The organism is Flavobacterium ustbae (genome assembly GCF_003946915.1).
GTDB classification, from domain to species: domain Bacteria; phylum Bacteroidota; class Bacteroidia; order Flavobacteriales; family Flavobacteriaceae; genus Flavobacterium; species Flavobacterium ustbae.
Genome location: NZ_RPOC01000001.1, coordinates 616,324 through 632,561, shown reverse-complemented (window position 1 = coordinate 632,561; position 16,238 = coordinate 616,324). Strand labels below are relative to the sequence as shown.

The following is a 16,238-nucleotide window of genomic DNA, read 5'->3' as shown; positions in this document are numbered from 1 at the left end:
TAAAATGAAAACCACTTCTGCTGTTGACATACAAAATTATTTACCACACCGAGCGCCAATGCTTATGGTGGATTTGATTTTGAATATTGATTCAAATTCGGTAGAAACTGTTTTTCTTATTAAAGGTGACAATATTTTTGTGCAAAACAATGTTTTTATTGAAGCAGGTTTAATCGAAAATACAGCACAGACTTGTTCGTCAATTGTTGGAAAGAAATACTTTTTTGACGACAACGGACTAGAAAATGAAAACATAAATGTAATTGGATTTATCAGTGCTTTGAAAAATGTAAAAATTCATGCGCTTCCAAAAGTTGGCGACACCATTATAACCAAAGCCGATTTGGTTTCTAAATTTACAGGCGAAGATTACACTTTATGCACCATGAGCTGTAAAAGTTTAGTCAAGAATCAGATACTCTTAGAATGCGAAATTAATTTGTTTATTCAAAAAACAATTTCGGTTTCGTAAAATTCCACTTGAAAAAATAACTAGGTAATGGAAAAAGATAAAGTACCTCAGGATCAAAGCAATTTAACGAAAAACAACGTTAAAGAACTTTTGTACGCAACAGACGAAAATGGAGAATATACCACGACATTAAGTACGGGCTGGGAACCAAAAGCTATTGCACTTTCTAATTCTATTGACGAAATAAACGAAAGAATTGCCGACGCCAGACAACAAGTTTTAGACGGTGAGGCAAGTCCAATTCTATATTTTATGGAATTAAATAAAATGGATTTGACTATTCTTTCCAGTTATGTCGGCTTGTGGAAATGGCGCGTAAAAAGACATTTTAAACCAAGTGTTTTTGCCAAACTAAATGATAATACTTTAAAAAAATACGCTGATACTTTTGAGATTTCTGTCGAAGAATTAAAAAACAGCATCAAATAATGGAGTTAACTTTTACACATCATCAGTCTGCTCATTGTGAGAATGGAGTAGCGTCAAATCTGCTAAAAAACAGCGGACTAAACATCAGCGAACCAATGGTATTTGGCATTGGTTCGGGTTTGTTTTTTGTCTATCTGCCTTTTATAAAAGTCAATCACGCGCCGGCAATCAGCTACAGAACTTTGCCTGGACAGATTTTCAATAAAGTAGCGACTCGTTTAAATTTAAAAATAAAAAGACAAAAATTTTCTTCTGTTTCGAATGCCAATAAGGCTTTAGACGAAAATTTAAAAAATAATATTCCAACCGGATTACAAGTTGGCGTGTATCATTTGAGTTATTTTCCAGATGAATACCGTTTTCACTTTAACGCACACAATTTAGTCGTTTACGGAAAAACCGAAACCGATTATTTAGTCAGCGATCCAGTTATGGAAACCGTAACCACTTTAACGCACGACGAATTAGATAAAGTTCGTTTTGCCAAAGGCGCTTTCGCTCCACGCGGACAAATGTATTATCCAATTCAGATTCCGTCAAATGTCGATTTAAAAAGCGCCATTATAAAAGGAATCAAAAATACCTGTCGCGATATGCTGGCACCAATGCCAATTGTTGGTGTTCGCGGAATCAAATTTGTTTCTAAAAGAATTAGAAAATGGCCTGCTAAACACGGTGTTAGAAAAGCCAATCATTACTTGGCGCAAATGGTTCGTATGCAGGAAGAAATTGGAACCGGCGGCGGCGGATTCCGTTTTATTTATGCGGCTTTTTTACAAGAAGCTTCGATTATTTTGGGCAACGAAGAACTAAAAGAACTTTCTAAAGAAATGACAAAAATTGGCGATTCTTGGCGAGATTTTGCTGTTGAAGCTTCGCGTATTTACAAAAACAGAAGCGCCAAAGAAGATGCTTACAACACCATTGCCGATGAACTTCTGGACATCGCCAACAGAGAAGAAATCTTTTTCAAAAAATTAAAAAAAGCAATTAGCTAAAAATATTTTGCAGTCTATCATAAAAATAGAATCCCTTTCGAAACAGTACAAAAATGCAGAAATGTATTCTTTGAACAACGTTTCGCTAAACATAAACGAAGGTCAGATTTTTGGTTTATTAGGACCAAACGGTGCTGGAAAAACCACTTTGATTTCTATGCTTTGCGGATTGGTAAAACCAACTTCGGGACATTTTACAATTGATGGTTTAGACTATCAGCATCATGCTTCAAAAATTAAAAAAATCATTGGCGTTGTGCCTCAGGAATATGCTTTGTATCCAACTTTAACAGCCAGAGAAAATCTGCTTTATTTTGGAAGCATGTACGGTTTAAAAGGTTCTGATTTAAAAGAAAAAGTAATCGAAGCTTTGGATCTTTTAGGTTTATTGAAGTTTGCCGACAAACAAGTTCAGACTTTTTCTGGCGGAATGAAACGCCGTGTAAACCTGATTGCGGGAATCCTTCACAATCCGAAAGTTCTGTTTTTGGATGAACCGACCGTTGGTGTCGATGTGCATTCTAAAACCGCCATTATTGATTATCTGAAAGTTTTAAACCAAAACGGAACAACGATTATTTATACCTCACATCATTTGGCCGAAGCCGAAGATTTCTGCTCTGATATTGCGATTTTAGATCAAGGACAAATTTACGCACAAGCAACTCCGTCGGCATTAATTGAATCAACGAAAGATGCCCGAAATCTCGAAGATGTTTTTATTTCATTAACTGGTAAAGCGTTGAGAGATGGTATATAAAATTTGGATGTCGGTAGTAAAAGAATTCCTTTTGCTAAAAAGAGATTTAGGCGGGCTGATTATTTTATTTATCATGCCGCTGGTTTTGGTCATTGCCGTAACCTTAATTCAGGACAGCACTTTTAAAGCCGTAACCGATTCTAAAATTCAGATTCTTTTAGTAGATAAAGACAAAGGGGCTGTTTCGAAAACGGTTTTCGAAAACTTAGAAAAAAGCAGCTATTTTACTGTTGTAACACAAATTGACAATCAACCGATTACCGAAGAAATTGCCAAAGAAAATGTGTACAAAGGAAAATTTCAATTGGCAATCGTAATTCCAGAAAATCTAAGTTCAGATTTACAAACTAAAGTCGAGCAGAATGTAGAAAAAATTGTCAGCAATTTAGGTTTGACTGACAGCACTGCAACTGCAGAACCTCAGCGCGTCATTAAAGAAAAAGAAGTTAAACTGTATTTTGATCCAGCTGTTCAGATGAGTTTTAAAAATGCCGTAATGAGTTCGATCGATAAAATGATTTCGCAGATTGAAACCAAATCGATTTATTCGACTTTTCAACAACAATTAGGGGAAGAAGCGATCGATTTTGAGCAAAAAAACTTTATTACTTTCAAAGAAATCATTCCAAGAATAAATAATAAAGAAGTTCGTCCGAATTCCGTTCAGCATAACGTTCCAGCTTGGACACTTTTTGCCATCTTTTTTATTGTCATTCCACTATCTATCAATATTGTAAAAGAAAAAACACAAGGAACTTTTGTTCGATTAAGAACCAATCCCGTTTCCAATTTAATTGTGATTATTGGCAAAACCATCACCTACTCGATCATTTGTATGATTCAGTTTTATATGATGGTTGCGGTTGCGGTATTTTTATTTCCCTCAATCGGATTACCTTCTTTAAATATCGAAGGGCATTTCTTTTTGACAAGTGTTGTCGCCTTATTTTCAGGTTTTGCAGCAATTGGCTTCGGAATTTTATTAGGAACTGTAGCAAGCACGCAAGAACAGTCTGCTCCTTTTGGCGCAACAAGTGTGATTATTTTGGCAGCAATTGGGGGTGTTTGGGTTCCTGTTTTTGCCATGCCGACAGTCATGCAGTATATCGCAAAATCGTCTCCAATGAATTGGGGTTTAGAAGCTTTTTACGATGTATTGCTTCGAAACGTTTCTTTCATCGAAATCATTCCGAGAATAACTTTGTTATTTTTGTTTTTCATTATTACAACTTCCATCGCATTATTTTATGATAAAAAGAAAAGAGCAGTTTAACGAGGCTACAGACTTAACCGTTACGCACGAAATCAGGATTCGTTTTAACGAAACAGATCCACTTGGAATCGTTTGGCACGGCAATTATATCACCTATTTTGAAGATGGAAGAGAAGCTTTTGGACGTGAGCATGGATTGACTTATTTGGATATTGCCAAAACGGGCTATACAACTCCAATTGTAAAATCGACTTGCGAACATAAATTATCTCTTCGTTATGGCGATGTTGTAACGATTGAAACAACGGTTGTAGATACGCCTGCAGCAAAAATGATTTATCGTTTTAAAATTATTGATGATAAAGGAGAAGTTGCCTGCACGGGAGAAACGGTTCAGGTTTTTTTAGATAAAGATGGAAATCTAATGTTGACAAATCCTCCTTTTTATGAGGAATGGAAAAGGAAAGTTGGGCTGTTGAAATAAAGTTTTTTTAGCCACGAATTCACGAATTATAAAGAATTCTAAATGTAAAAGTTAACCGCAAATTTCACAAATTTAAAATATAGAAAATCTGCGCAAATCAGCTTTAATCTGTAACCCGAGCGATAGCGAACAGGCGAAGCAAATCTGCGTGAAAATTTTTAGACAAAAACAAATCCGCTTAATCTGCAGTCCCGATAATTATCGGGAGCGAGAGATTAAAAGATAGAGCTTAAAAATAAATACCTACAAGGTTTTGTCCCGAGGCTTCGGGAGCAGGAAAACAAAAGATGAGAAAAGAAATATACATTACAGAAACAAATTGTATCACGCCTTTAGGTTTTGATGTTGAGTCGAATGTCGAAGCGATTCTTCGTGGCGATTCTGGAATTCAGCTTCATAATGATATTTCTTTGATGCCCAATTCCTTTTATGCTTCGATTATTAGTGATGAAAATATAAATAACGCTTTCGCGAAAGTTAGTTCTGAAACTAAATATTCGCGTTTAGAAAAATTGATGATTTTGGGTTTAGAGCCGATTATCAAAAAATCAGGAGTTGAATTAAATTCAAAAACCGGATTTATACTTTCTACCACAAAAGGAAATGTTAGTGCTTTAAAAGACAATTCTGAGGAAAGTTTCAAAAACGCACATTTAGATGTTTTAGCCAAAAACGTTGCCGATTTCTTCGGATTCAAAACACAACCAATTGTCGTTTCAAATGCCTGTGTTTCTGGAATTTTAGCGGTTTCGGTTGCTAAAAGAATGATTCAGTCGGAGCTTTACGATAATATTTTTGTAGTCGCTGGCGACGAAGTTTCAGAATTTGTTTTGTCTGGTTTTAATGCTTTTCAAGCGATGAGTGATTCGCCTTGTAAACCGTATTCTAAAAACAGAACAGGCGTAAGTTTAGGCGAAGCAACAGCTGCCGTTTTAGTTTCGGCGAATCCGGCAACCGCTAAAATAAAGGTACTTGGCGACAGTTCGATCAACGATGCGAATCATATTTCGGGTCCGTCGAGAACTGGTGAAGGTTTATTTTTAAGTATTCAAAATGCTTTAAAAGAAGCACAAATCGAAGCACAAAAAATCGATTATATTTCCGCCCACGGAACCGCAACACCTTTCAACGATGAAATGGAAGCAATTGCTTTTGGAAGATTAAATCTTCAAAATGTTCCAATAAATAGTTTAAAAGGTTTTTACGGACATACGCTTGGCGCTTCAGGATTATTAGAAACGGTAATTGCAATCAAATCTGTGAACAGCAATACGCTGTTTGAATCAAAAGGTTTTGATGAAATCGGCGTAAGCGAAAATATTAATGTAATTGAGAGAAACAAAGAAGCCAATATTGATTTTTTTTTAAAAACAGCTTCTGGTTTTGGAGGTTGTAATACGGCTGTGGTTTTTGAGAAAGTGAAATAATATGGAAAATCAGGAAACTAAATTTATTATTTACGACAATCCCAATGGTAAAGTTAGGGTAGATGTTATTGTGCAAGACGAAAATCTTTGGCTTACCCAAAAAGCTATGGGAGAGTTGTTTGATGTTGTAAAATCTACAATTAGCGAACATATTACAAATATATTCGAATCAAATGAACTGGAAAGAGAAGCAACTGTTCGGAATTTCCGAACAGTTCAAAAAGAAGGAGAAAGATTAGTAAATCGAGATTTAGAATATTACAATCTTGATGCTATTATTTCCGTAGGCTATCGTGTAAATTCTGCAAAAGCAACTCAATTTAGAATTTGGGCAACTCAAACCTTAAAAGAATTTATTATTAAAGGTTTTGTTTTAGACGATGAACGCTTAAAACAAGGGCAAACTATTTTTGGAAAAGACTATTTCAAAGAATTATTACGCAGGGTTCGTTCTATCCGCGCAAGCGAGCGTAGAATTTACCAACAAGTAAGTGATATTTTCGCCGAATGTAGTATTGATTATGATAAAAATTCCGAAATAACAAAGAATTTTTATGCTTTGGTTCAGAACAAATTTCATTTTGCTATCACAGGAAATACCGCTGCAGAAATAATTTACAATAATGCTGATAAAGCAAAAGATAATATGGGGCTTACAACTTGGAAAAATGCTCCAGATGGAAGAATTATAAAATCTGATGTAATTGTTGCTAAAAATTATTTACAAGAAAAAGAAATCACACAATTAGAAAGAACCGTTACTGGTTATTTTGATTACATTGAAGGCTTGATTGAAAGAGAAAATACTTTTACTATGGAACAATTAGCTATGAGTGTCAACAAATTTCTTTCATTTAACGAATATAAAATTTTAGAAGGAAAAGGGAAGATATCGAAAATTCAAGCCGATAAAAAAGCAATTACAGAATATGATGAGTTTAATAAAACTCAAAAAATTATTTCGGATTTTGATAAGGAAGTGAAAAAATTAGGAAAGAAATAATGACTCAAAAAACATACATACAATCCTATATCCAAATCGAAAACAACGAAATTGTTCTCAACGGCGAATCTGTATTCAAAACGGAACCAACAAATTTCGGAGATTTTTCAAAACAAGCTTTACGTAATTTTGAAATCCAATATCCAAAGTTCTTCAAAATGGATGCTTTGAGCAAACTGGCTTTTTTGGGAGCAGAACTGCTTTTGAGTCCGATTGTAGAGGAAAATGCAGCAAATAATATCGCTTTGGTTTTGGCTAATAAATCGGCTAGTCTGGATACAGATGTCAAACATCAGGAATCTATTTCAGATCCTGAGAACTATTTTCCGAGTCCGGCGGTCTTTGTTTATACGCTGCCAAATATTTGTCTGGGCGAAATAAGTATTCGCCATCAGCTTAAAAGTGAGAATTCTTTTTTTATATTTGATGCTTTCAATACCGAATTTATGTTTAACTATTCGAACATATTGTTAAACACAAATAAAGCAGAAAAAGTCTTATGCGGTTGGACAGAACTTTTTAATGACAATTATAAAGCTTTTCTTTGCGTTATCGGAACCGAAGAAAATTCAAAATATAAAAACGAAACTATCAATACATTATACAATAAATAATCATGGAAGCATTAAAACAAGAATTAAAAAATAAAATCATCACCACTCTAAACCTTGAAGATATTGCTGTAGAAGATATCGCAGATAACGATGCTTTGTTTGGAGACGGTTTAGGTCTTGACTCGATTGATGCTCTGGAATTGATCGTGATTTTAGATAAAGACTACGGAATCAAATTGGTTGACCCGAAAGAAGGAAAAGCTATTTTCCAATCTATCGAAACTATGGCGGCGTACATTAACGCAAACAGAACAAAGTAATCACATAAATTTGTCAAAGATTGCTAATTAAAAAACTTAGCGACTCAGCGACTTTGCGAGATTAAATTTATAAGCTTTGTTATTCTTAGCTGTGAGAAATAGGCTCGCAAAGACGCGAAGACGCAAAGTTTAATCTAAAATCCGAAATCTAAAATGACAAAAGGTGTTGCCATAACCGGAATGGGAATTGTTTCTGCAATCGGAAATACGGTTGAAGAAAACTACATTTCGTTAATCGAAAATAAAATCGGTGTTGCTCCCATTCAGCATATTTCGACCGTTCATGAAAATGTGATTAAAGTCGGCGAAATCAAAAAAACGAATGAGCAGCTTATTGCAGAATTGCGTCTGGACGAAACCAATAATTTCTCCAGAACAGCAATGATCGGTACTTTGGCGGCCAAGCAAGCTGTTGAAAATGCTGGTATTTCTGCTATTAATGAATTCAGAACCGGACTTATTTCGGCTACAAGCGTGGGCGGAATGGACATGACTGAAAAACATTACTACGATTATTTCGAAAAACCGGAATTGGTAAAATACATTACGTGTCACGATGGTGGCGATGTTGCAGATAAAATTGCCGAAGAATTAGGTTTAAAAGGAATGGTAACCACAATTAGTACGGCTTGTTCGTCTGCGGCAAATTCTATTATGTTGGGCGCAAGATTAATCAAAACCGGAAAACTAGATCGCGTAATTGTAGGCGGAGCAGATGCTTTGGCAAAATTTACTATCAACGGATTTAAGACTTTGATGATTTTGTCCGACGATTATAACAAACCGTTTGACAACGAAAGAAAAGGATTAAATCTTGGTGAAGCGGCAGCGTATCTTATTTTAGAATCGGATGAAATTGTGGCGAAACAAAACAAAAAAGTGCTGGCAAGAGTTTCTGGTTACGGAAATGCAAACGATGCGTATCACCAAACTGCCTCTTCAGAAAATGGAGACGGTGCATTTTTGGCAATGAAAAAAGCGTTTGAAGTTTCGGGTTTACAACCTTCCCAAATTGATTACATCAACGTACACGGAACGGCAACGCCAAACAACGACTTGTCTGAGGGACGCGCTTTGAAGCGAATTTACGAAGACGAAAATGTGCCTGATTTTAGCTCTACAAAACCTTTTACAGGACATACTTTGGCTGCCGCGGCGGCGATTGAAGCTGTTTACAGCGTTTTGGCGATTCAAAATAATGTGGTTTATCCGAATTTGAATTTTGAAGTTCCGATGGAAGAATTCGATCTGAAACCACAGACATCTTTAAAAAATAAAACTATCGAACACGTTCTTTCCAATTCGTTCGGATTTGGAGGAAATTGTTCAACCCTTATATTTTCTAAAAGCTAATGACAAAAAAAACATATATAAATGGAGTAGGCTGTATTTCGACTCAAAAAACATTTGATACTGTTTTTTTGGAAGAAGCTGTTGTCAATCATGAAGAAAATGTACTGGCGATTGTTCCGCCAGTTTACAAAGAATATATTTCTCCGGCAAACAGCCGAAGAATGGCAAAAGGGGTAAAAAACGGAATCGTAGCTTCGGCATTAGCCATGAAAGATGCGAACATAGAAAACGTTGACGCTATTATTACCGGAACTGGTTTAGGTTGTATCGAAGATTCTGAAAAATTCCTGAAAAGCATTTTAGATAATAATGAAGAGTTTCTAACTCCGACTTCTTTTATTCAATCGACTCATAATACAGTTGGCGCTCAGATTGCACTTTTACAGCAATGTAAAGGTTACAATTTTACTTACGTGAATGGCGCGGTTTCTTTTGAATCGGCTTTGATTGATGCCAAAATGCAGATTGAAGAGGATGAAGCTAATTCTATTTTAGTTGGTGGTGTTGATGAAAATGGCGAATATACTACTGCCCTTTTCAAACTAAACGGTCGAATTAAAAAAGACAATTCGGGCCCGTACGATGTTCTGACTTCTGATACAAGCGGAGCAGTTTACGGAGAAGGCGCTAGTTTTTTTGTTTTAGAAAACGAAAGAAAAGAAAATACGTATGCTGAACTTTTGGATATTTCGATTGTTAACACTTTAGAAAATAATGAAGTTGAAACAGCAATCCAATCTTTTTTAAAATCAAATAATTTAGACATTTCTGACATTGATGCCTTAGTTTTAGGTTTTGACGGAAATGCCGATTTCGAAAATTATTATGCAACTCTTGCTGAAAATACATTTGCTCAAACTCCTGTTTTGTATTACAAACATTTAAGTGGCGAATATGATACGGCTTCGGCTTTTGCGCTTTGGGTGGCATCCAAAATTATTAAAACGCAAGAAGTTCCTGAAGTTGTAAAAGTAAATTCGGTTACCAAACCAGCTTATAAAACCATTTTATTATACAATCAATTAAACGGAAAAAACCATAGTTTTACGTTGCTTTCAAAATGATAACGCATAAAAACATATCACTGTTTTTTATCTTTTTATTGCTTTTATTGTTTCTTTTGAATCTTTATAATGCAATTCATTTTCTGTGGTTTGTGCTTATCATTTTAGCTTGGATTGGAATAAATGCTTTTGGTTCTGCCCGAATTTCTTCCAATTATCATGTAAAAGCTTTTTGTAATAATCCTTTAGAAAAAGAAAAAAAAATCGCGCTTACTTTTGATGACGGTCCAAGCGTTTATACGTTGCAAGTTTTGAAGGTTCTGAAAAAATACAATGCTAAAGCAACTTTCTTTTGCATCGGAAAAAATATCGAAACATATCCTGAAATTCTGCAAAAAGTGATTGACGAAGGACATTTAGGTGGAAATCATTCGTACTCGCATTCTAAATTTTTTGATTTTTATAATGCTAAAAAAATAACCCAAGAACTTCAGAAAACAGATGAACTTCTGGAGAAATTCACTTCCAAAAAAATCAACTTTTTTCGTCCGCCTTATGGAGTTACGACGCCTTCGATTCGAAGAGCTTTAAAGGTAACTGGACATAAAGTTATTGGATGGAATATTCGTTCGCTTGACGGAGGAACTACAGATGAAGAATTAATTTTGAATCGAATTAAAAAACGCGTTTCTCCCGGCGGAATTGTACTTTTGCACGATACGGGAGCTCACTCTGTTTGGGTATTGGAACAGTTTTTGCAATTTTTACAGCAAAATAATTATCAAGTCGTTTCGATTGAAGAACTTTTGAGTCTTAAAGCTTACGAAGATTGAACGCGAATGACACTGATTCGCTTTCGCGAAGACGCGGATAAAAACGGATTTTTTATTTACTTTAATTGAATAAAATAATCTGTGTAAATCCTTTTAATCTGTGGCAAAAACATTTTAAAGCATAATTCTAAAAAACATGAAAACTAAAATAGCACTACTCCTTCTTTTTATTTCCAGCAGTTTATTTGCTCAGGAACAAAAAATGTCTGCTGCAGAAATTGCTCAGTTTAAAGAAGATGTAAATGTGGTGGCAAAAAAAATCAAAACTTTAAGTACCGATTTTGTACAATACAAACATTTGGATTTTTTGTCAAAAGACATTGAAACTTCAGGAAAAATGATTTTTAAAGAACCTGCACTTTTGCAATGGCAATATAAAAAACCATACAATTACAGTATTACTTTCAAAAACGGAAAAATCCTGATTAACGACGAAGGAAAGAAAAGCGCTGTAGATATTGGAAACAGTAAGATATTTGCGAGAATCAATAAATTAATTGTGGGAAGCGTGAGCGGAAATATGTTTGACGACAAAGAATTTACTATTTCATATTTCAAATTAAAAGGTCAGAATCTGGCGAAATTTATTCCGAAAGATGCGACTTTGAAAAAATACATCAAACAAATTGAGCTGACTTTTGATAAAGAAGAAGCAACTGTTGTGCAGGTAAAACTTTTGGAATCTTCTGAAGATTATACCCGAATTGTACTTAAAAATAAAGTGATCAATGCAAAAATCGACGATTCAGTTTTTACTAATTAATTGCTTTTTAGCACTTTTTGTAATTTCTTGTGGCTCGGTCACAAAAAATTATACGCCCAAAAAATTAGACAAAACGTCTTATGCGGTTCCTTATTTTTCAGATTCAAAAACCGATTACGTTTATAAAACTAACATAACGGTTTACGGAAATAAATTGTCTGGAATTTTTATTGCAAAAAAAATAAGCGACACCACACATCGAGTTGTTTTTACAACCGAATTCGGAAATAAATTAATGGATTTTGAAATCTCGGAAAACGATTTTAAAATCAATTCGATTGTTTCAGAATTGGATCGTAAAATATTGATTAATACTTTAAAAGAAGATTTCAGATTGCTTTTAAAAAAGGAATATCAAATTCAAGAACAATTTGAAAATGAATCGACAGACATTTATAAATCGGCAGATGGAAAACGCGACAATTATATTTTTATTTCCAAAAAAGATCAAAAACTAGAAAAGATTGTTCATTCGTCTAAAACAAAAGAAAAATTTACGCTGTTTTTCAATTCAGAAAACAATATTTTTGCTGAGAAAATCGAAATAATTCATCAGAATATAAAGCTGAAAATCGAGCTAAATTATTTTAAATCAGAATAGAAAATTAAACTAACCATAAAATTAAATCAAACCAAAAATGAAAAAAATAGTCTTAATTGCCTTTGTATTATTAGCTGGAATCACTTCACAAGCTCAGGTAAGAGTTAGTCCTGGACTTCGAGGTGGTTTAAACGTATCGACATTAACAAATATTGATGATAACAGCTCTAAAACCGATTTTTATGTTGGTGGATTAGTAAATATTAGATTCAACAAATTTTTCTCCTTACAGCCAGAGGTAACCTATTCGAGACAGGGAGATGAGGGAAGAGAATATTTTGATAATGGCAGTTCTCGCCGTATCAATTACGAATTAAATTATTTAACGCTTGGCGCTGTGGCTAAATTTAACTTTCAAGGTAAAGGATTTCATGTTTTAGCAGGACCTTCTTTAGATGTAAAAGTTGGCGATAATTATATTAATTCTAATCCTGAAGGTTTTGACTTAGCGATAGTTGGAGGTGTTGGCTATACATTGCCAAACGGACTGACTTTTGAAGCCAGAATTAAACAAGGATTGGTTGATATTTATGGGTATGATAATTATTATAATGATGACTATTATTATAATGACGTAATCTTAAATCAGGTTTTTCAAATTGGTATCAGTTATACTTTTAAAATGAAATAATGTACAGGAAAAAAATAGTTTTTATTCTCTTTACTTTTTTTGCTCTTACCAATCTTCAGGCTCAGGTACAATTTAATCCGGGATTAAGAGGTGGTTTGTCTTTATCAACCATTTCAGAAATGCATGCCAATTACAGACCCGAATTTTATTTTGGAGGTTTCGGAGAGATCAATTTAACCAAGAGATATGCGCTTCAGCCTGAAATAACGTATGTAAGACAAGGATCAAATAATGTCGCAAGAAATTATTATGATCCTGCTACAGAAACAGAAAATGTGGTGCATCAGGATTTAAAACTCGATTATTTGTCTTTTTCTTTGATAAATAAATTTACGTTTGCGCAAAGTTTTCAGGTTTTGTTTGGACCAGCTTTAGATGTTCGTCTGAATGACAATTTGGTTCGCAGAAAAAATTATAATGATCTTGCTTTTAATGTAGGTTTGGGCTATCGCATGCCTTCCGGTCTTGCTTTTGATGTTCGCTTCAAAAAAGGTCTTTTGGATATTCTCGACAGCGATTATTACCACAACAATTCAAATGATCACTATCTTTTTGGTGATTACAATACAAATATTAATTTCCAAATTGGAATAAGCTACACCTTTAAAACAAAATAATATACATGAAAAAAATTATACTCTTTATTTTCTTATTTGGAATTTTTTCGGCTCAAGCGCAAGTGACTTTTAAACCGGGAATTCATGCCGGAGTAAATATTTCTAAATTAACAAACACAGATTTAAACAGTAAAGCAGATTTTTACATTGGAGCTTTTGGAGCTTTAAAACTTGGAAGAGTTTATACGTTACAACCAGAATTAACCTATTCAAGACAAGGTGGAAAAGGTACAGCAAATATGGGAACTACAAGCATATATAATCCAGAAACAAACTCATATACTACAGTCTATAATACTGGAACTGTAGATGCTTCTTTACAATATATTTCTGCAATAACAATTAATAAATTTAATTTTAATAAAAATATATACGCCTTGGTCGGGCCATTTTTTGATATACTAGTTTCTGATGACTTTAAAACAAATCCTAAAGGTTTGGAGGGAAATTTTTCAAAAGGAGAAGATATTGATTTAGGTATTGTTGCTGGTTTGGGTTATAGTTTCAATAATATTGCTATTGAAGCAAGAGTGAAAAAAGGAGTAACTGATGCCTACATTAATCGCTATGTGTATAGCGATAGTACAAATAATTTAGTATTTCAATTAGGTGCCGCATATACATTTGGAAAATAAAAAATTATGGTTTTAAAAGACTTTTACAAAGTGCTTTCTGAAGAGAAAACAGGAGATGCTAAATATAATATTCGTATATTAGTTAATGCCAATCATGAGGTTTTTAAAGGTCATTTTCCTGGAAATCCTATTATGCCAGGCGTTTGCATGATTCAGATTATTAAAGAACTAACGGAATCTATTATCAAAAGTCCGTTGGTGATTCAGTCTTTGACAAATGTAAAATTCATGGCATTGATCAATCCTGAGGTTAATCCGGAGCTTCTTTTAGAACTTGACATTACAAACACAGAAGATGATTTGGTAAAGGTGAAAAACACCACATATTTTAACGAAACCACTGCTTTGAAATTAAGCAACGTGTATAAAAAATTATAATTATGAAATTACTAGTATCATTACTTCTTTGGATCGGTTTTGCTAATACTCCAGATTTGGCAGCGATTCGAAAAATGTATCCTGATGTGGCAAAATCAGAATCAAACGCAAAAGAATTTACCGAAAAACTATCTGGAATTGGCAACAATGAAGATAAAATTTTAGTGGCTTACAAGGCCGCATCAATTTTAGTTGATTCTAAGTTTGAAAAAAAATTAGGCGAAAAAATTGAACGTTTTAAGGAAGGAGCAAAACTGCTTGAAGCCACTATTAAAAGCGATCCGAGTAATATCGAAATGAGAATGATCAGATTGAGTATTCAAGAAGATGTTCCTGGAATTACGGGTTATAAAAAAAATATTAAAGAAGATAAAAAATTCATCACTACTTACTATAAAGCGCAAAGTGGTGCATTGAAAGATTATCTAAAAGAATTTGTTTTACAATCCAAAAGCTTCTCTGAAAAAGAGAAACAGTTTGTTAAGTAAGCTGACGAAAAATTCCAAATGAAACCAATTTTATCAAGGCAAGAACTGCTGCATTCCATTTCGTTCTGCGTAATTGTACCAACTTACAATAACCAGAAAACATTGAAAAGAGTGTTGGATTCTATATTAGATTTTACTTCTAATATTATTATTGTTAACGACGGTTCTACAGATGAAACTGCTGAGATCTTAAAGCAATATTCGCAACTTACCCAAATTCATCATCCTAAAAATATTGGAAAAGGAAGAGCGTTGCGCAATGGTTTTAGAAAAGCGATTGAAAAAAACTTTGAATACGCTATTACCATAGATTCTGACGGACAGCATTTTGCGTCGGATATTCCTGTTTTTCTAGAAGAAATCTACAACGAACCCAATTCGCTTTTGATTGGAAGCCGTAATATGACTCAGGAAAGTGTGCCGAAGAAAAGCAGTTTTGGAAACAAATTTTCTAATTTTTGGTTCAAGTTTGAAACCGGAATAAAGCTGGACGACACCCAATCTGGATTTAGATTATATCCGCTTCGATTGCTTCCAAAACGTTTTTACACCAATAAATTTGAATTTGAAATCGAAGTTATTGTACGCGCTGCCTGGAAAGGAGTTACAGTAAAAAATATTCCTATTCAAGTTTTGTACGATCCTACTGAAAGAGTTTCGCATTTTAGACCGTTTCAGGATTTTACCCGAATCAGTATTTTAAATACTGTTTTGGTAATCAATGCTTTGCTATACATAAAACCTCGCGATTTTTTTAGAAGAGCAAAAAAAAAAGGGTTTAAAAAATTCTTTCTAGAAGATATTTTAGAAAGTAAAGATTCTAACTTTAAAAAATCTGCCGCAATCGCTTTAGGTATTTTTATCGGACTTTCGCCTTTTTGGGGATTTCAAACCGTGTTGCTTTTTACCTTTGCGGCCTTGTTCAGACTCAACAAAGTCATTGCATATCTGACCTCAAACGTAAGTTTTCCGCCTTTTATTCCGTTTATTATTTATGCTTCGCTTCAAGTAGGAAGTATTTTTGTAACCAGCAGCACACCACTAGTTTTAGATAGTTCCATTACACTCGATGATATTCAAAAAAATGCAACGCAATATATAGTCGGAAGTCTTATTTTAGCATCCGTTTCGGCACTGACAGTTGGTTTAGTAAGTTATTTGCTTTTAACGGCTTTCAGTTCCAAAAAATAAAATAGTTTTGCCACAGATTTAAATCTGCCACGAATTCACGAATTAATAAAATTTAATTTAAAATAATTCGTGAATTCGTGGCTA

At 34.1% G+C, this 16,238-nt stretch carries 21 protein-coding genes; all 21 read left to right on the top strand.

The annotated features are described in order from the left end of the window. Nucleotides 1–4: 4 nt before the first annotated feature. The 21 genes from EG814_RS02715 to EG814_RS02615 all read left to right on the top strand — a co-directional run bounded on the left by EG814_RS02715 (nucleotide 5) and on the right by EG814_RS02615 (nucleotide 16,154). Nucleotides 5–472, top strand: a complete 468-nt coding sequence (locus tag EG814_RS02715) for an ABC transporter permease (RefSeq protein WP_125718644.1) — start codon at nucleotides 5–7, stop codon at nucleotides 470–472. A 27-nt stretch (nucleotides 473–499) separates the two neighbouring features. After that, entirely contained in the window at nucleotides 500–901 is a 402-nt protein-coding gene (locus EG814_RS02710; protein ID WP_125718642.1) for a hypothetical protein, read from the top strand. Then, on the top strand, nucleotides 901–1,899 hold the full coding sequence (locus EG814_RS02705) for a BtrH N-terminal domain-containing protein (protein ID WP_125718640.1): 999 nt from the start codon (nucleotides 901–903) through the stop codon (nucleotides 1,897–1,899). The genes EG814_RS02710 and EG814_RS02705 overlap by 1 nt, the downstream gene beginning before the upstream one ends. Nucleotides 1,900–1,960: 61 nt before the next feature. Beyond that, nucleotides 1,961–2,659 (top strand): ABC transporter ATP-binding protein, encoded by a 699-nt coding sequence (locus tag EG814_RS02700; protein ID WP_164515261.1) that lies wholly within the window; start codon nucleotides 1,961–1,963, stop codon nucleotides 2,657–2,659. Further along, nucleotides 2,649–3,932 carry an ABC transporter permease gene (locus tag EG814_RS02695; RefSeq protein ID WP_164515260.1) on the top strand — a complete coding sequence of 428 codons (1,284 nt, stop codon included), beginning with the start codon at nucleotides 2,649–2,651 and terminating at the stop codon, nucleotides 3,930–3,932. Before EG814_RS02700 ends, EG814_RS02695 begins: the two co-directional genes overlap by 11 nt. Next, nucleotides 3,907–4,356, top strand: coding sequence for an acyl-CoA thioesterase (locus EG814_RS02690; RefSeq protein WP_125718636.1), 450 nt, complete (start codon nucleotides 3,907–3,909; stop codon nucleotides 4,354–4,356). The genes EG814_RS02695 and EG814_RS02690 overlap by 26 nt, the downstream gene beginning before the upstream one ends. Before the next feature lie 287 nt (nucleotides 4,357–4,643). Continuing rightward, on the top strand, nucleotides 4,644–5,783 hold the full coding sequence (locus EG814_RS02685; protein ID WP_125718634.1) for a beta-ketoacyl synthase N-terminal-like domain-containing protein: 1,140 nt from the start codon (nucleotides 4,644–4,646) through the stop codon (nucleotides 5,781–5,783). A 1-nt stretch (nucleotide 5,784) separates the two neighbouring features. Further along, nucleotides 5,785–6,786, top strand: coding sequence for a virulence RhuM family protein (locus tag EG814_RS02680; RefSeq protein WP_125718632.1), 1,002 nt, complete (start codon nucleotides 5,785–5,787; stop codon nucleotides 6,784–6,786). After that, a complete protein-coding gene (locus EG814_RS02675) occupies nucleotides 6,786–7,400 on the top strand; it encodes a 3-oxoacyl-ACP synthase (protein WP_125718630.1) in 615 nt (204 codons plus the stop codon). The genes EG814_RS02680 and EG814_RS02675 overlap by 1 nt, the downstream gene beginning before the upstream one ends. Nucleotides 7,401–7,402: 2 nt before the next feature. After that, nucleotides 7,403–7,660 (top strand): phosphopantetheine-binding protein, encoded by a 258-nt coding sequence (locus tag EG814_RS02670; protein ID WP_125718628.1) that lies wholly within the window; start codon nucleotides 7,403–7,405, stop codon nucleotides 7,658–7,660. 153 nt (nucleotides 7,661–7,813) lie between these two features. Beyond that, nucleotides 7,814–9,013 (top strand): beta-ketoacyl-[acyl-carrier-protein] synthase family protein, encoded by a 1,200-nt coding sequence (locus EG814_RS02665; RefSeq protein ID WP_125718626.1) that lies wholly within the window; start codon nucleotides 7,814–7,816, stop codon nucleotides 9,011–9,013. Further along, on the top strand, nucleotides 9,013–10,077 hold the full coding sequence (locus EG814_RS02660) for a beta-ketoacyl synthase N-terminal-like domain-containing protein (protein WP_125718624.1): 1,065 nt from the start codon (nucleotides 9,013–9,015) through the stop codon (nucleotides 10,075–10,077). Before EG814_RS02665 ends, EG814_RS02660 begins: the two co-directional genes overlap by 1 nt. After that, nucleotides 10,074–10,850 carry a polysaccharide deacetylase family protein gene (locus tag EG814_RS02655; protein WP_125718622.1) on the top strand — a complete coding sequence of 259 codons (777 nt, stop codon included), beginning with the start codon at nucleotides 10,074–10,076 and terminating at the stop codon, nucleotides 10,848–10,850. The genes EG814_RS02660 and EG814_RS02655 overlap by 4 nt, the downstream gene beginning before the upstream one ends. A 136-nt stretch (nucleotides 10,851–10,986) precedes the next feature. Then, nucleotides 10,987–11,613 (top strand): outer membrane lipoprotein carrier protein LolA, encoded by a 627-nt coding sequence (locus tag EG814_RS02650; RefSeq protein WP_125718620.1) that lies wholly within the window; start codon nucleotides 10,987–10,989, stop codon nucleotides 11,611–11,613. Then, the gene (locus EG814_RS02645) at nucleotides 11,579–12,214 is read left to right on the top strand and encodes a hypothetical protein (protein ID WP_125718618.1); all 636 of its coding nucleotides are present in this window, start codon (nucleotides 11,579–11,581) and stop codon (nucleotides 12,212–12,214) included. The genes EG814_RS02650 and EG814_RS02645 overlap by 35 nt, the downstream gene beginning before the upstream one ends. A 37-nt stretch (nucleotides 12,215–12,251) precedes the next feature. Further along, nucleotides 12,252–12,845 (top strand): porin family protein, encoded by a 594-nt coding sequence (locus EG814_RS02640; protein WP_125718616.1) that lies wholly within the window; start codon nucleotides 12,252–12,254, stop codon nucleotides 12,843–12,845. Then, entirely contained in the window at nucleotides 12,845–13,462 is a 618-nt protein-coding gene (locus tag EG814_RS02635; protein WP_125718614.1) for an outer membrane beta-barrel protein, read from the top strand. Before EG814_RS02640 ends, EG814_RS02635 begins: the two co-directional genes overlap by 1 nt. A 5-nt stretch (nucleotides 13,463–13,467) precedes the next feature. Then, complete coding sequence (locus EG814_RS02630) at nucleotides 13,468–14,097, top strand: outer membrane beta-barrel protein (protein WP_125718612.1); 630 nt, start codon at nucleotides 13,468–13,470, stop codon at nucleotides 14,095–14,097. A 6-nt stretch (nucleotides 14,098–14,103) separates the two neighbouring features. Continuing rightward, nucleotides 14,104–14,475 carry a hotdog family protein gene (locus tag EG814_RS02625; protein WP_125718611.1) on the top strand — a complete coding sequence of 124 codons (372 nt, stop codon included), beginning with the start codon at nucleotides 14,104–14,106 and terminating at the stop codon, nucleotides 14,473–14,475. Nucleotides 14,476–14,477: 2 nt separating this feature from the next. Continuing rightward, complete coding sequence (locus tag EG814_RS02620) at nucleotides 14,478–14,963, top strand: hypothetical protein (RefSeq protein ID WP_125718609.1); 486 nt, start codon at nucleotides 14,478–14,480, stop codon at nucleotides 14,961–14,963. Nucleotides 14,964–14,981: 18 nt separating this feature from the next. After that, complete coding sequence (locus EG814_RS02615) at nucleotides 14,982–16,154, top strand: DUF2062 domain-containing protein (RefSeq protein WP_125718607.1); 1,173 nt, start codon at nucleotides 14,982–14,984, stop codon at nucleotides 16,152–16,154. Nucleotides 16,155–16,238: the final 84 nt, after the last annotated feature.

Coding starts and splice junctions, on each gene's coding strand:
- EG814_RS02715 (WP_125718644.1), top strand. CDS start 5: ATGAAAACCACTTCTGCTGTTGACATACAAAATTATTTACCACACCGA.
- EG814_RS02710 (WP_125718642.1), top strand. CDS start 500: ATGGAAAAAGATAAAGTACCTCAGGATCAAAGCAATTTAACGAAAAAC.
- EG814_RS02705 (WP_125718640.1), top strand. CDS start 901: ATGGAGTTAACTTTTACACATCATCAGTCTGCTCATTGTGAGAATGGA.
- EG814_RS02700 (WP_164515261.1), top strand. CDS start 1,961: ATGTATTCTTTGAACAACGTTTCGCTAAACATAAACGAAGGTCAGATT.
- EG814_RS02695 (WP_164515260.1), top strand. CDS start 2,649: ATGGTATATAAAATTTGGATGTCGGTAGTAAAAGAATTCCTTTTGCTA.
- EG814_RS02690 (WP_125718636.1), top strand. CDS start 3,907: ATGATAAAAAGAAAAGAGCAGTTTAACGAGGCTACAGACTTAACCGTT.
- EG814_RS02685 (WP_125718634.1), top strand. CDS start 4,644: ATGAGAAAAGAAATATACATTACAGAAACAAATTGTATCACGCCTTTA.
- EG814_RS02680 (WP_125718632.1), top strand. CDS start 5,785: ATGGAAAATCAGGAAACTAAATTTATTATTTACGACAATCCCAATGGT.
- EG814_RS02675 (WP_125718630.1), top strand. CDS start 6,786: ATGACTCAAAAAACATACATACAATCCTATATCCAAATCGAAAACAAC.
- EG814_RS02670 (WP_125718628.1), top strand. CDS start 7,403: ATGGAAGCATTAAAACAAGAATTAAAAAATAAAATCATCACCACTCTA.
- EG814_RS02665 (WP_125718626.1), top strand. CDS start 7,814: ATGACAAAAGGTGTTGCCATAACCGGAATGGGAATTGTTTCTGCAATC.
- EG814_RS02660 (WP_125718624.1), top strand. CDS start 9,013: ATGACAAAAAAAACATATATAAATGGAGTAGGCTGTATTTCGACTCAA.
- EG814_RS02655 (WP_125718622.1), top strand. CDS start 10,074: ATGATAACGCATAAAAACATATCACTGTTTTTTATCTTTTTATTGCTT.
- EG814_RS02650 (WP_125718620.1), top strand. CDS start 10,987: ATGAAAACTAAAATAGCACTACTCCTTCTTTTTATTTCCAGCAGTTTA.
- EG814_RS02645 (WP_125718618.1), top strand. CDS start 11,579: ATGCAAAAATCGACGATTCAGTTTTTACTAATTAATTGCTTTTTAGCA.
- EG814_RS02640 (WP_125718616.1), top strand. CDS start 12,252: ATGAAAAAAATAGTCTTAATTGCCTTTGTATTATTAGCTGGAATCACT.
- EG814_RS02635 (WP_125718614.1), top strand. CDS start 12,845: ATGTACAGGAAAAAAATAGTTTTTATTCTCTTTACTTTTTTTGCTCTT.
- EG814_RS02630 (WP_125718612.1), top strand. CDS start 13,468: ATGAAAAAAATTATACTCTTTATTTTCTTATTTGGAATTTTTTCGGCT.
- EG814_RS02625 (WP_125718611.1), top strand. CDS start 14,104: ATGGTTTTAAAAGACTTTTACAAAGTGCTTTCTGAAGAGAAAACAGGA.
- EG814_RS02620 (WP_125718609.1), top strand. CDS start 14,478: ATGAAATTACTAGTATCATTACTTCTTTGGATCGGTTTTGCTAATACT.
- EG814_RS02615 (WP_125718607.1), top strand. CDS start 14,982: ATGAAACCAATTTTATCAAGGCAAGAACTGCTGCATTCCATTTCGTTC.